Annotated in this window: 15 protein-coding genes; 12 read left to right on the top strand and 3 right to left on the bottom strand. The window is 40.8% G+C overall.

Annotation, left to right across the window (positions count from 1 at the left end):
• The first annotated feature begins 171 nt into the window (after positions 1-171).
• Positions 172-708 carry a hypothetical protein gene (locus J0M37_03155; GenBank protein MBN8584065.1) on the top strand — a complete coding sequence of 179 codons (537 nt, stop codon included), beginning with the start codon at positions 172-174 and terminating at the stop codon, positions 706-708.
• Between the two features lie 214 nt (positions 709-922).
• Positions 923-1,567, top strand: coding sequence for a hypothetical protein (locus J0M37_03150; GenBank protein ID MBN8584064.1), 645 nt, complete (start codon positions 923-925; stop codon positions 1,565-1,567).
• A gap of 172 nt (positions 1,568-1,739) precedes the next feature.
• Here J0M37_03150 and rimO read toward each other — a convergent pair whose 3' ends face one another.
• Together rimO and J0M37_03140 are read right to left on the bottom strand one after the other, a co-directional pair.
• Positions 1,740-3,080 carry a 30S ribosomal protein S12 methylthiotransferase RimO gene (rimO, locus tag J0M37_03145; protein MBN8584063.1) on the bottom strand — a complete coding sequence of 447 codons (1,341 nt, stop codon included), beginning with the start codon at positions 3,078-3,080 and terminating at the stop codon, positions 1,740-1,742.
• On the bottom strand, positions 3,077-3,496 hold the full coding sequence (locus tag J0M37_03140) for a GxxExxY protein (protein ID MBN8584062.1): 420 nt from the start codon (positions 3,494-3,496) through the stop codon (positions 3,077-3,079). Before J0M37_03140 ends, rimO begins: the two co-directional genes overlap by 4 nt.
• A gap of 228 nt (positions 3,497-3,724) precedes the next feature.
• Here J0M37_03140 and J0M37_03135 point away from each other — a divergent pair, with 228 nt between their 5' ends.
• The 3 genes from J0M37_03135 to J0M37_03125 all read left to right on the top strand — a co-directional run bounded on the left by J0M37_03135 (position 3,725) and on the right by J0M37_03125 (position 6,631).
• Positions 3,725-4,471: a pirin family protein gene (locus J0M37_03135; protein MBN8584061.1), complete on the top strand. Its 747-nt coding sequence runs from the start codon at positions 3,725-3,727 to the stop codon at positions 4,469-4,471.
• 3 nt (positions 4,472-4,474) lie between these two features.
• Positions 4,475-5,074, top strand: a complete 600-nt coding sequence (locus J0M37_03130) for a glutathione peroxidase (GenBank protein ID MBN8584060.1) — start codon at positions 4,475-4,477, stop codon at positions 5,072-5,074.
• A 309-nt stretch (positions 5,075-5,383) separates the two neighbouring features.
• Positions 5,384-6,631: an MFS transporter gene (locus tag J0M37_03125; GenBank protein MBN8584059.1), complete on the top strand. Its 1,248-nt coding sequence runs from the start codon at positions 5,384-5,386 to the stop codon at positions 6,629-6,631.
• A 437-nt stretch (positions 6,632-7,068) separates the two neighbouring features.
• Here the strand turns inward: J0M37_03125 and J0M37_03120 are convergent, their stop codons facing one another.
• Positions 7,069-7,812, bottom strand: coding sequence for a DUF3298 domain-containing protein (locus J0M37_03120; protein MBN8584058.1), 744 nt, complete (start codon positions 7,810-7,812; stop codon positions 7,069-7,071).
• 169 nt (positions 7,813-7,981) lie between these two features.
• Here J0M37_03120 and J0M37_03115 point away from each other — a divergent pair, with 169 nt between their 5' ends.
• From J0M37_03115 to J0M37_03085, 7 genes are all read left to right on the top strand, one after another.
• Entirely contained in the window at positions 7,982-8,632 is a 651-nt protein-coding gene (locus J0M37_03115; protein MBN8584057.1) for a metal-dependent transcriptional regulator, read from the top strand.
• A gap of 402 nt (positions 8,633-9,034) precedes the next feature.
• Positions 9,035-9,934, top strand: a complete 900-nt coding sequence (locus J0M37_03110) for a zinc ABC transporter substrate-binding protein (GenBank protein MBN8584056.1) — start codon at positions 9,035-9,037, stop codon at positions 9,932-9,934.
• A 16-nt stretch (positions 9,935-9,950) separates the two neighbouring features.
• Positions 9,951-10,697: a metal ABC transporter ATP-binding protein gene (locus J0M37_03105; protein ID MBN8584055.1), complete on the top strand. Its 747-nt coding sequence runs from the start codon at positions 9,951-9,953 to the stop codon at positions 10,695-10,697.
• Positions 10,698-10,857: 160 nt separating this feature from the next.
• On the top strand, positions 10,858-11,226 hold the full coding sequence (locus tag J0M37_03100; GenBank protein MBN8584054.1) for a four helix bundle protein: 369 nt from the start codon (positions 10,858-10,860) through the stop codon (positions 11,224-11,226).
• Between the two features lie 106 nt (positions 11,227-11,332).
• The gene (locus J0M37_03095; protein MBN8584053.1) at positions 11,333-12,601 is read left to right on the top strand and encodes a metal ABC transporter permease; all 1,269 of its coding nucleotides are present in this window, start codon (positions 11,333-11,335) and stop codon (positions 12,599-12,601) included.
• A gap of 87 nt (positions 12,602-12,688) precedes the next feature.
• On the top strand, positions 12,689-13,363 hold the full coding sequence (locus tag J0M37_03090; GenBank protein ID MBN8584052.1) for a hypothetical protein: 675 nt from the start codon (positions 12,689-12,691) through the stop codon (positions 13,361-13,363).
• 98 nt (positions 13,364-13,461) lie between these two features.
• Positions 13,462-14,241 carry a transporter gene (locus J0M37_03085; GenBank protein ID MBN8584051.1) on the top strand — a complete coding sequence of 260 codons (780 nt, stop codon included), beginning with the start codon at positions 13,462-13,464 and terminating at the stop codon, positions 14,239-14,241.
• Positions 14,242-14,291 lie beyond the last annotated feature (50 nt).

The raw sequence follows: 14,291 nt of genomic DNA, 5'->3' as shown, positions 1-14,291 counted from the left end.
GACTAAGGGGGGTTGCAGATGTGAAACTGCTCATACTTGTCCCCCTGAGCCTATTGCCCGCCAAAGATGAGTATGTCTAAGGGCTCTTTATTATGAGTCCGAAGCTTTGAAGCAGAAAACTGACTGACCAGTGAAAATAAAAAAAATATCATCAATTAAATAAATAATAATATGAAAACCACGATCAGGATTCTTACTTTGATGTTTGTTGTTACACTGTTTGCTCAAACAGCATATTCACAAAAAATTGATGGATGGTTCAAAGCGGGAAGCAAGCCGGAATCATATGACTGGGGCAAGGCTGATGAAAAATATAATGAGGGAGCTGTTTATTTTCTGAAGTCAAAAGAATCTCCAATAGATGGCTTCGGGACGATCATGACATACATTATGCCCGAACAGTATTCCGGCAAACGGATCAGGCTGAGCGGCAATATTAAAAATGAAAGCATTACAGGCTGGGCGGGAATGTGGATGAGAGTCGATGGCACAGATAAGAATACTTCCCTGGCATTTGATAACATGGTTAACCGGGCAATTGCCGGTACCAATGACTGGACCAAATATGAAATAGTGCTTGATGTTGCTCCGGAAGCTATTGGAATTGCTTATGGATTTCTTGTAAACGGCACGGGGAATTCATGGATCTCCGGTTTCAAACTTGAAGAAGTTGGCAAAGACGTTCCCACTACCGATATGACAAAATAACAATCAATAATTTCATTCTTCAACAAGGGGCTCCAGCCCCTTGTTCTGTAATAAGTGGATAAAAATCTCTAAGTCATTGTTTTTGAACCCGAAATAAATTTTTGAAAATCATTCCTTTATTAAAAAAATTTCCTAAATTATTGTTTTTGGGATGTAATCAATAGAACTATCTTTTCATTTGTTCAATTTTTATATATGAAAGGAGAAGTTAGCTATGTTAAACAAACTCGCAGTATCACTAATGTTGGTTTTATTTATTTCGGCTGCTAATGCACTAAGTAACGGTTGGCAGAGAAGTTCAGATGCTGCTTCTTTGAACAGCAATATTAACAGCAAAGATGGCTATGCACAGTCTACAGCGCTTATCGGGTATCCCCCGTACAGTGACGTGTGGATAATGCACAGCTCTGATCAAAGAAGTAAAACAGCGGTTGGATCACGCTACGTTTATCACGGGTCATTTTATTATGCAGCGCTTCCGTCTGAATCGTACGATCCGTACGCAAAATACACTAATGTACACGCAAGATGGTTTGACCCCACTGCTGACCCGGCAGTAGCAGAAGTTAAAAGCGATAGGCCGTTCGTAGTTTACAGGAATTATGTAAGGCCTTCAGATAATGAAGACTACGTGATCAATTATCTTGAACCGGCGCCTGTAGTTACTGTTCATACCAATACAATAGTTCCGCCGCACGGAGTAAATTATTATAAGCCGGTAGCAGGAAATGAAAATGTTCCTATCCGTGACTTCAGAACTGATATATGGCAGTATAAGGATTACACAGAAAAAAATACTGCTGCAGGATATGAAGTCTACAGTATGAACACATTATTTTCTGAAGATGTAAGTGACTGATAATTTTCATCACGCAAAAAAGCAGCATAGCGGCAATTAAAATTGCTGCAAGCCGAAATAAAACCAAAACCCCGGTGCCTGAAAAAGTGCCGGGGTTTTTTTAATGTGGTGTCAGGTGTTTACCCGATAATCAATTGAAACACAAAGAGCTGCAGCCCTTTGTTCATGTGATTCAGACTACTTCGCCTTCCAGATCATATTCCTTCGCTTTGATAATTTTTATATCAACAAAATCGCCGGTGCGAAGGTATATCTCCCCCCTGCCAGGGGGGACTAAGGGGGGTCTGTTTGCCGCTATATATACTTCATTGTCAACTTCTGGTGAATCATACTCCGTTCGCCCGATAAAGTAGTCACCTTCCTTCCGGTCAATAAGCACTTTTAATGTTTTGCCAATTAATGATCTGTTATGCGCAAGCGAAATTTTCTTCTGCACTTTCATTATTTCATTAGCGCGTCGCTGCTTCTCTTTTGCCGGCACATTGTCATCAAGCTTATAAGCGTGGGTATTCTCTTCATGTGAATAAGTAAAAATACCAAGTCTTTCAAACTTTGTATTTATGACCCACTCCTTCATCTCTTCAAAATCTTCCAAAGTTTCGCCGGGGTAGCCTGCAATTAATGTTGTGCGTAAAGCGATACCGGGAATTTTTTCACGGATAGCGTTTACAAGATCAATTGTCCGCTGCTTGGTTGTACCGCGCCGCATACTTTTAAGCATGTTATCACTTATATGCTGAAGCGGCATATCAAGATATTTGCAGATTTTCGGCTCACGCGCTATAACATCTATGGCATCCATGGGGAAACCCTGCGGAAATGCGTAATGAAGCCTGATCCATTCAATACCTTCAACATAACACAGCTTTTCAAGAAGTTCAGCCAGGTTTCGTTTTTTGTATAGGTCAAGACCGTAGTAAGTTAGGTCCTGTGCTATCAATATTAATTCCTTAACGCCCTGCCTGGCAAGATCTTTTGCCTGCTGCACAAGCCGCTCCATCGGAATTGATACATGCTTGCCGCGCATCAATGGAATAGCGCAGAATGAACACGGCCTGTCACAGCCTTCTGAGACCTTAAAATAGGCGTAGTGCATTGGAGTCGTAAGCAGGCGTTCGCCTATGAGCTCCTGTTTATAATCAGCATTAAGTGTTTTCAGCAGCCTCGGCAGGTCACGCGTTCCGAAGTAATCATCAATATTGGGTATCTCCTTAGCAAGCTCGGGTTTATACCGCTCCGATAGACACCCCGTAACGTAGACTTTTTCGACCAGTCCTTTTTCTTTCGCGTCCGCCCATTCAATAATTGTATTAATTGATTCCTGCTTGGCGTTATCTATGAATCCGCATGTATTAATTATTACAACAGGCGCGTCGGAGTTATCATCTTCATGGGAGACTGTAAAATCATTGGCGCGCAATTGTCCCATAAGCACTTCGGAATCGTAAATGTTCTTCGAACATCCGAGCGTTATAACGTTTACTTTATTTTTTTTGGTGGTTCGTGTCTTCAACCTTGATTTCCCTGATTTCCTTGATTTGCTTTCGTACAATCATTGATCATTTTATTATTATGTACTCTTTTAAATTGCAGGCTTTTAGATCCGAAATTTATTAATAATCCTATTTCCATATTGTATGCTTCCAAATAGTTCATTGCCTGATTAAGGTTTTCATCATCCAGATTACTTTTGGCTTTGATCTCAACCATAATTTTTTCTTCAACAAAAAAGTCTGATCTTCTGGTACCCACTTGATGTCCCCGGTAGTATATCTTCATTTCCTTTTCCGCTTCGAAACTTAATCCCGCCAAAGTCATTTCAATTGCCAGTGCCCGCTGATAAATTATTTCCTGGAACCCGTTACCCAATACTGTATGTACTTTCATGGCGCAGCCAATGATTTTTCCCGTTAGTTCTTCGTATTTCAATGTAAATCTGATTTAAAATTAAAAATTAATAACTTAAAATTAAAAAGTTATCTATGAATAGATTATGGTAATCAAGAAAATCAAGTGAATCAGGAAAATCAAGGTCAAAAATAGCTATATATATAGAGTCTTTCGAGGAATTAAAAAATGCTTACATGCGTTAGTCATATTATAAATACCTGTTTATTTCATACAATTATTATCAATTTTACCAAAATCAATTAAATTATGTCAATTATTATTTACCCGTTTGAGTCTCAGGCTCCGGGCGGATTTAACAATGGCGAAATTCTTGAGAACCGCCCCGTGGTTATGACACATAACCCCGCATACTTATTGCCTTATTCCAATTTATTCTACTGGGCGCATGCATGGAGCGAAAAGGGCTCAACTATAGGCGAGCATCCGCATAAGGCATTTGAGATCATCACATTTATAATTAAGGGTACCATTGAGCATTATGATTCACATAACATGAAATGGATACCCATTGCCGAAGGCGGTGCGCAGATAATCCGCGCAGGCAGCGGCATCAGCCATTCAGAAAAGCTCAACGCCGGCTCGCACGTCTTCCAGGTGTGGTTCGATCCTGATATTCGCAAAGCTATGCAGGTGCCTGCTTCTTATGATGATCATGAGCAGAAGGATTTCCCTGTTACTGTAAACAACGGGTTTGAGCTCAGGCAGTATATCGGTGAAGGCTCGCCTTTGAAAATGGAAACACCCGGTGTTAGCGCCGTTGAAATAAATTTTAAAGCCGGCAGCCATAAGCTGGGACTGAATCCGGGTAAGATCAGCTCGCTTTACCTTATTGAAGGTGATATAACAACAGGCACAGGCCAAATGAAGGCAAATGATTTTGCTGTTATTAAAGATGAAAATGAATTCACATTTGAAACCGCTGCCGGGGGAAGACTGTTCCTTATAGAGAATCCCGTTTCGGTTGAATATCAAACATATGCTGAAATGAGTTAAAAAATGAAATCTAAAATTATAATTACAATGTCTATCCTGTATGCCTTGTTGAGCTTTTTCGGATGCAAACAGGTAAAATCAAAACCTGAGAATATTAACATGTCTGATAAATCCACATTCTACCAGTTTCTCGAATCAAACCCGAATGCGAAAGTAAGATCAATTGACGGTACGGAATATGATTATTCCGGTCTTAAAGGTAAAAAAGTGCTGATAGTGAACACCGCATCTGAGTGCGGCTACACTCCGCAGTACGAAGACCTTGAAAAGCTTTACCAGTCTTATAAAGATAAGCTGATCATCCTTGGTTTCCCCGCGAATAATTTCGGCGGCCAGGAGCCGGGAAGCAATGAAGAGATTAAGGAATTCTGTAAGACCAAATACAGCGTAACATTCCCTATGTTCGAAAAAATTTCCGTTGCAGGCGATGATATGGCCCCTATCTATAAATGGCTTACAAGCAAGGATCTTAACGGGTGGAATGACCAGCAGCCTAAATGGAATTTTAATAAATACCTGCTTGATGAAGAGGGTAATTTAGTGAAGTATTACTCCAGCGCGGTTAAGCCTATGAGCGATGAGATAGTATCACAGCTGAAGTAGATTTTGTGTTCCGCATCTCCTTCCCAAACTCCAGTTTGGGAAGGAAGATTATGAAATATTTATGCACAAGGGGACGAGAGCCCCTTGTGCTGTTTTATTCTGGTGTTGTCATACCCGCGCAGGCGGGTATCCAGACCCAAATTTAAGCAAATACCCTTAATCTGTGATTTGAAAATAGTGATGAATATATGAAAATCTCATTTTTATACACAGAGAGGAATATCTATGCCACCGAGGCTATTTCAAATTATTTATAGAATCAAAAACTAAAAACCGCTATATTGCCCTTTCACAATCCGTAAATATAAAATGACATCTGACACAAAGAAAAATATCATAAAATATTTTTTGACCGATATAAACGTATTTATCAGCGTTTATCTTTCATTCTTTTCCCTTTCATGGATAACATTCAAGCTAACAGGCTCACCTGCCGCTTTAGGCACCATAGGTTTTGCGCAAAACCTCCCTTTCCTGCTTTTCAGTATTTACGGCGGCGTGCTTGCCGATAGGTATGACAGAAAGAGCAATGTGATAAAATGCAATATCGGCTTAACGCTTGTAACGGTTATATCGATCATACTTGTTGTTACAGATCTGCTTTCATTCCCTTTAATTTTGCTTATGGGATTCTCGCTCGGCAGCGTGTTTGCGCTAAACTATCCAAGCATGATCGGGCTAGTTAAAGATATCGTTACCGATAAGCAGGAGTTCCCAAGAGTTATGGGTGCTGCTGCATCAAACGCTAAGATCGGACAGGTTGCTGCATCATCAACCTTCAGTTTGCTCTTTGCGGCTTTCGCCGCGGTTGGTACATTTGCCACTGCGCTATTGGCTAACCTGGTAGCGCTGGTTTCAATTATACTTCTCAAAAAACCAAAACAGCAGCCCAACCCGGAAAGTGATTCAGTAAAAGTTCAGTTTGTTACGGGAATAAAATATGTGTTCCATTATCGCCCGCTGCTTGCTGTTGTATTGATATCAACAATGATAAGTATAGTTTTCGGTTTTGTTACGTTCCAGCTTCCTATAATTGATTCTGATTTTCTCAAGGGCGGCTCAAAAACACTCGGAGTGCTTTATTTGGCGGGCGCTATCGGGGGACTCGCATCCGGCCTTTACATGAGCAGAAGAAAATCTACAAAGAACATTCTGCGTTTCCTCATAATCTGCGCGTTTATTTCAGGTATCAGCATAACAGGAATTGCCTTATCACGAAACATTGTAACTACATTCATTTTCGCAATGGGCGTTGATTTTGCATTCATAGCAGCAATGGGTATAAATAACACGGTGCTGCAAATGCTTACCGAAGAACCCAAGCGCGGCAGGGTGCTTGGCGTTAACACATCATTCAACTGGGGCGTAATGGCGCTGGTAATTATGGCTTTGGGCTACCTGGCTAAATATCTGGGTATGGAAATCACTATAATAATTATAGGAGCTTTAACAGTAGCTTCCGGATTTATCTTCGCATTTACGATGAAAGCGCAGATGCCCGTTCTTAAGCAGATGTATATAGACCGCGGCGTTGAAACAGGTCATGAACCTTTTTGAGTTCTGCTTTGTCATACCCGCGCAGGCGGGTATCCTGACCTAAATTTTTGGAAGTGTCTTTAATCTGCGAAATGAGTAATGAATTTACACGAAGGGTTTTAATATATTAGTGATAAGATGATAAGCATTATCTCCTTCCCGAACTCTGGTTTGGGAAGGAAGATCATTAGATATATAAGTAAAAGGGACACTGGAGCCCTTTTTTGTAAATCGTCCCCCCTTCATTCTCGAAGGAGGGAGTATATTTATAGATTTGAATAAAATGATAATTATTCTCAGAACTCAATGGTTGAATTTATTATAGATGGGGGTTTGTTTTTGATTTTGTAAATTGAAATATGCTGATACCACCCTCCCGCCTCTGGCGGGACAAGCTGTCCCACTGAAGCGGGCCTTCCCCTCCTTATCAAAGGAGGGGAGTTATATATCACAACATTTTACTTCAACATAAATCCCAGCGGACCCGCAGGGTCAAGCTTTTTTACCAATCCCTTCCATGGTATGCTTACAGTCTGAAAGCCCCAAACATACGGACCCACTCTGTACAGATTAAAGATAATGTTCAGTGAGTGATCGTCAACCGTGAAAGTATAAAAATTATCTTCCTTCGGCCCCGCGCCTTCTTTAATGCTCTCTTCATTGTTTTCAAGGCCGTCTTTTTTTGCTTTGGCGTTCAGTTCCTTTATACAGTAATCAGAAATATACTCCAGCCAGCCGGAGCCCGGCGCGAACAGGTCGCCAATGGTCAGCAATCCTTTGCCTGTATAGCTGTAGTTGAACGATGTCTGGTAGGTCATAGGGTGTGCAGCACAGCGTGGATTTGAAAAGGTCTCAAATAAAAAACAAAGGTACCCGTTATTTTTATATATTGTAGTATATTTTATTTCAAGTGTACTTTCTGTCTGCGGGCAGCTGCTCATAGTATCCTGAAGTGCCTGCTCTTTAAAAGGCTTAAACTGCCCGTCAATCATTTTCAGTATTTGTCCGTTGATATCATCTGCAATGCCTCTAACGCCCATCAGGGCATCGGGACCGAAATCAATTTTCGGGTAATCAGCCGAGAGATGGTATTTGTTATTTGAGTCAGCTTCACCCATTGAATACGGCTTAATGTTTAATGTTTGCGAACCTGAATTAAAAATTATTATGAACAGAAAAATAACCGAAGCAATTGTTTTCATATTCTAAATTTGTTTAATATTTAAAGCAATTTAATTCATAATGTTGTTGGTCACAAGACCAACAATAGGTAAAAGAAGTTACTCATCGTATGAGTTTAAAAACATCCTTGACTTTAAGTTTAGGTATGCCTAAATTTGTAATAATGTAAACCTAATTTTTAAATTACGCATGACTACACGCTCAAAAGAGGATTATTTAAAGAATATTTACCACATTTCAGAAGAAGGCGGAAAGGTTAATACCGGCATTCTCGCATCAGCCCTTTCAATCTCGCCGGCATCTGTCAGCGAAATGGTGAACAAGCTTTCCAAAGAAGGCCTTATCGATAACAAACCATATCACGGCTTTGAGCTTACCGGTAACGGCAGAAAAATTTCGCTGAACCTGATCCGCAAACACCGCCTGCTCGAAGTATTTTTGCAGGAACACCTGCAGTATGAATGGGACCAGGTACACGAAGAAGCCGAAGCGCTTGAGCATGTATGCAGCGATATGTTCATTAACAAGCTTGAAGAATACCTGGGCTATCCTAAGTTCGATCCGCATGGTGATCCTATCCCGGATAAAGAGCTGAACATAGCGCCGACTCATTATAAGCTTCTGCTCAATACAGAGCCCGGCAGAGAATATACAATCGCAAAGGTAAAGGATTCGTCAATAGAAATTCTGCAGTACTTAACCAAGATAGGTATAAAGCTGAATTCAAAAATTATACTCAGTGAAAAAATTGAGTTCGACGGTTCAGTGGTAATAATAGCAGAAGGAAAGAAAAATCTTTTGAGCAAGATCATGGCAGAACAGATCTTTGTGGCAGGATGATTAGAACGGCAAAAGTTAAAAAAACTCCTCACCCTGAGCTTGTCGAAGGGTGGTGAAACGTAAATTTTATTCCCCTCTGGAGAAGCTTGTCCCGCCAAAGGCGGGAGGGTGGACGCCGAAGGCGGACGGGGTGTGTAACAAACTAAACGCTTGTTACCCGGAGAACTGCGTCTTCATTATGCACGGCAGTAGACGGGCAATACAACATTACATTAATTCCTCACCCTGAGCTTGTCGAAGGGTGGTGAAACGTGAAACGTGAAATATCAAATGTCAAATGTCAAATGTCAAACATTACTATTGATTCCCCTCTGGAGAGGGGTACGGCTTTAGCCGGGGGGTGTGTTTGCATCAAAGCATAATTCAACTTAGCTATTGAAAGGTTACTTTTTAATATAAATTATGAATAGAATACTATACTTATTTACAATCATTGCCGCAGCAATCATTTTATTCGGCTGCGGTAATAACGATAACAAAACCAAAAGCGGAAAGCTTTCCGCCGTATCATCGATCACTATAATAAACGATATAGTTAAAAATATCGGCGGTGATAAAGTCGATGCCAAAAGCATTTGCGGCGTTGGACTCGATCCCCATACATACAAACCCAAGCCCAACGATCCCCGCCTGGTTTCAGAAAGCGACCTCGTTTTTATCAACGGGTTCGCGCTTGAGCACTGGATAGAGGAAATGGTGCATAACGCCGGCGGCAATAAAACGGTTGTAACCGTTTCTAACGGCTTAACGCCTATGACAGATGAAAAAGGCTTCGGCGACCCGGATCCGCATGCATGGTTCAACGTTCAATACGTAAAAACATACGCCTCAAACATAGCAAAAGCGTTCATAGAAAAAGATAAAGCCTACGAGGAGTATTATAAAGCCAATCTTGAAAGCTATTCAAAAAAGCTTGATTCACTTGATAGCTGGATAAAGACCGAGATTCAGAAGATACCCGCTGAAAAACGGGTGCTGATAACATCACACGATGCGTTCCGCTATTTCGGCAAGGCGTACGGACTCGAAGTGCGCGGACTGCAGGGAATATCTACCGAAGCAAAGGCGCAGACCGAAGATGTAAAAAAGCTAATTGACCTCATAAAGGAACGAAAACTAAGCTCGGTATTCATTGAAACAAGTGTTAACCCAAAATTACTTGAAGAAATTTCCCGTGAAACCGGCGCGAAAGTCGGAGGTACTTTGTATTCTGATTCCGTTGGTGACGAAGGCACCTTTGAAGGAACTTACATTGGCGCAGTTACACATAATGTTAACACTATAGTGAACGCGCTTAAATAATTTTTTAAATGATCTTATGTACGTAATAACTGTAAAGAATTTAACAATATCATACCACAAAAAGCCCGCGATAAAAGGTGTTAACCTGAATATCGAGCCGGGAAGCGTGATTGGTATTATCGGTCCTAACGGCGCTGGTAAATCAACCCTGCTGAAAGGAATGCTTGGCTTATTGCCGTTTGATACGGGTGATATAAAGATATTTGGAGAAGAAATTGACAGATCCCGTAAGCGAATATCATATATTCCGCAGCGTGAGCAGTTTGACTGGGACTTCCCCATCAACGTTGAAGATGTGGTTATGATGGGACGCTATGCGCACCTGCCTGTTGTCGGCTTTCCGAAAGCGGGTGATAAAAAAATTGTTGAGCAGGTACTCGAAAAAGTTGAAATGGATAAATACGCCAATCGGCAGATAAGGCAGCTCTCAGGCGGGCAGCAGCAAAGAGTGTTTTTGGCACGCGCGCTGGCGCAGGAAAGCGATATTTATTTTCTTGATGAACCTTTTGTTGGCGTTGATGCAAAAACCGAAAGGGCGATCTTCAAATTAATGAAGGAGCTGAAAGATATGGGCAAAACCCTGCTTGTTGTGCATCATGACTTAAGCATGGTTAAAGATTATTTCGATAAGCTCATAATGATAAACCAGACCTTAATTGCTTACGGCGACTCAGAAAAGGTTTTTACTCCAGAACTGGTCAATAAAACCTACGGCGGCAGGCTTACAATGCTGCAAAAAACAGAGGAGCTCGTTAGTGGTTGAGTGGTTGAGTGGTTGATCGGTTAATTGGTTTATTGTTTGATTCGTTAATCGGTTAATTAGTTAATCAGTTAATCAGTTTTTTGGATGAAAAAATCATGTAATTGTGAAATAATTTTAGAAAAATTTTAACAACAGCAGAATGGATTCAAAATTTCCACAAATGGAAGACCTGGAGGTCTGGAAAGAATGCCGAAAGTTAAGAATCGAATTTCGGAACTTGGCTAAAAGACTGCCGCCTGACGAAAGATTTAGATTGGTAGATCAGTTAACAAGAGCATGCCGCTCAATTACAAATAATATTTCGGAAGGTTATGGCAGGTTTCACTACCAGGAAAACATACAATATTTAAGACAAAGCAGGGGTTCAATTTATGAATGTATTGACGATCTTTACGTATGTATTGATGAAGAATATATTGATAAAAAATTATTTACTGACTTATACAATCAAAGTCATCTGTGTATAAAACTGATAAACGGTTACATAAGATATTTAAGCAATAAGAAAAACGGGAATAACACAAAATAAATTTATTGATACCCAAATAATCGGATTAACCATTTAACCATTTAACTATTTAACCAATTAACCAATTAACTTTTCAACAAATACGATAATTTTTCAATAAAAATAAATGGATTTTCTGACTAAATACCTTCTGGACCCGCTAAATTATGAATTCATTCAGCGTGCACTCATCGCATCAGTAACCATTGGTATAAGCTGTGGGCTGATTGGCACATATATTATGCTGCGAAGAATGTCGCTCATAGGCGATGCTTTAGCACATGCGGTTTTACCGGGTGTAGTTGTAAGCTTCATGGTTGCCGGCAAAAGCGAGGTTGCGCTTTTTATCGGCGCCGTTGTATCGGGTATTTTAACAGTGCTGCTTATCGGGTTTGTGAACCGAAATTCAAAGATAAAAGAAGATACATCCATAGGTATAATCTTTACCGGCGCCTTCGCGCTTGGTATTTTGCTTGTCTCACAGCTTAAGCAGGTGCATATCGATCTTTCTTCATACCTCTTCGGCGATGTGCTTGGCGTATCAACAGGTGATATCACGCTTTCGATGATTATTATGTTTGTAATTATATTGTGTATCGTACTGTTCTACAAGCAGCTTCTGCTTACTTCGTTCGATCCGACCATGGCATTGACAATCGGGATCTCAACAACATTGGTGCATTATATGCTTATGACGCTGCTTTCTATGTCAATTGTGGCGGGACTGCAGTCAGTTGGCGTGATACTAATTATTGCAATGCTTATTACTCCCCCTGCAACAGCCTACCTGCTATCCAATGACCTGAAGAAAATTCTGATGCTCTCGGCAACGTTCGGCACAATATCAGCTATTACGGGATTGTATCTTTCATACCACTTTAACTTCGCATCAGGCGCATCCATTGTGCTGGTTGCCGTTGTGTTATTTCTTCTGGCATTTTTGTTTTCACCCAAAGAAGGTGTTGTTACCAAATTTTTCCGCAGAAGGTCTGCTTCAAAGATGGTGCTTATAGAAGATGTGATAAAGCTTTCATACCGCTTTAAGGATGAAGCGGGCAAAACTGAGCTTGTGGATAAAATCGCAAATGAGCTTGGTATATCAAACAGCAGGGTTGAGTCAGTTATCAGAACTTTGACAGGAAAAGGGCTGATGAGCAAAACTAACGGGTCATATATACTGACAGATGCAGGCGTGAAATACGCTCTGCGCCTGGTAAGAACACACAGGCTTTGGGAAACATATATTACCAGCAAGAACGTAGTTGATATAGAACATATTCACCCCGAAGCAGAAAAAGTTGAGCATGTACTTACTGAAGATATGGTGGATGAGCTTGATGAAGAGCTTGGTTACCCCGAAAAAGATCCGCACGGTTCTGAAATACCGAGAAAATAAATCATCAAAAAACCCGGGAAATACAATAAAAATCAGAAAAATAATATTATATTTGCTGATTGAATATTAAAACAGGAGAAAACTACCATGGCAGAAGGTAACACAAACCAACCCGGGGAAAAAACAGAACCAGAGAAAGCAACTAAGCTTGAAGTGGTCATTACGGTTTTGCTGGGCCTTACAACCATACTTGGAGCATTTGCGGCATATTGCTCAGCGTTATGGGGCGGCGAAATGCAGTCAAGCTACACTCAGTCAGTTACAATTACCAACCACGGCAATACAATTTATCTTGAAGCCTTAAGTGACCTGAATTCCTTTGAAGTGAATGATATGAAAGATGATATTATTTATTCAGAGTGGAAGGAAAACACAGAAAAAGGCGATGTTGAAGATGCAGCTTATTTTTTCACCAAGCTGAGCCCCGGCCTGCAAAAGGATCTTGCTGATGACCCGAAGGATGTAAGTGAATATGATAAGGAACAGGCTGCCTATCTTGATAGTATCATGGCAAGGCTTGATGAATCTGAAAAACATAATGATTCGGCAAAGGTACTTCTGACCAAAGGCAATTCAGCCAACAAATACGGTGATGATTTTACTTTATGTACTGTGCTCTTTACGGTTGTATTGTTCTTCCTTGGTCTGGCTTCGCTTAAAACACACTCAACAATGCAGAAGTCATATGTTATCCTTGGAGTTGTTATACTTGTGCTTTCGCTTATCAGGATGGTTACAATACCATTCCCGTTCTTTCAGTAATTCTAAACCGTTAAAACGGTTTAGGATGTCTGTATTTAATCTTTCCCACGGATAAATCCGTGGGCTATAAATAATCTCAATTAATTTAGCTTATTAAAATGAAGAATTTATTTGTAATATTACTTTTCTGCGCAATTTTTATTTCTCAGAATTCATTTTCACAGTCAGGCGATATATCTACTGACAGGCCCGATCAAAGTGAATCACCTTATCTTATGGATAAAGGTTATTTCCAGATTGAAGCCGGGGTTACATCTGAAAATGATGAGCCTGTTAAGGATTTCAAGACCAACTCGCTTTCTGCGCCTTCTGTTCTGTTAAGATACGGAATTGCCAAAAATGTTGAGCTGCGCGGAGGAATAGAAGTAATTAACAGCAAAACCACAATCAGCGGAACTTCTACAAGTGAAAACGGTATGGGTCCCATAATGGCCGGAACAAAAATAAAGCTCTTCAGTGAAAAAGGCTCAATGCCTGAAACCGCACTGCTGCTGAGCATTACAATCCCTTTTAAAGATAACAGCGCTTTTCAGTCTGATTATATCGGCACTGAATTCCGTTTTGCTATGACAAATAATCTCACCAAACGGTTCTCGCTTTCATACAACATCGGCGGCGAGTTTGGCGCAGGGGCTCCGGGCGCAACGGGACTTTATACAATAGCGCTCGGCGCAAGCCTTGTGAACAAGCTTTCAGGCTTTGTTGAGCTCTATGGCTTCATGCCGCAGAAAACTTCGCCTGACCACCGCTTCGATGCAGGGCTTACGTACCTAATCCTGAAAAATGTACAGGTGGATGCCGCTTTCGGTTTTGGCATATCAGAACGTTCACCCGATTACTTCATCGGCGGCGGCGTATCAGTAAGGCTGCCTAAGTAGTTTGAAAAGTAAATAAGCAAAAGTGAAAAGGCAAAAATAGCTTTCATTCT

Source organism: Ignavibacteria bacterium (genome assembly GCA_017303675.1).
Taxonomy (GTDB): domain Bacteria; phylum Bacteroidota; class Ignavibacteria; order Tepidaquicellales; family OLB5; genus OLB5.
The sequence above is the reverse complement of the archived record's forward strand: the minus strand, read 5'-3'. Positions and strand labels throughout refer to the sequence as shown.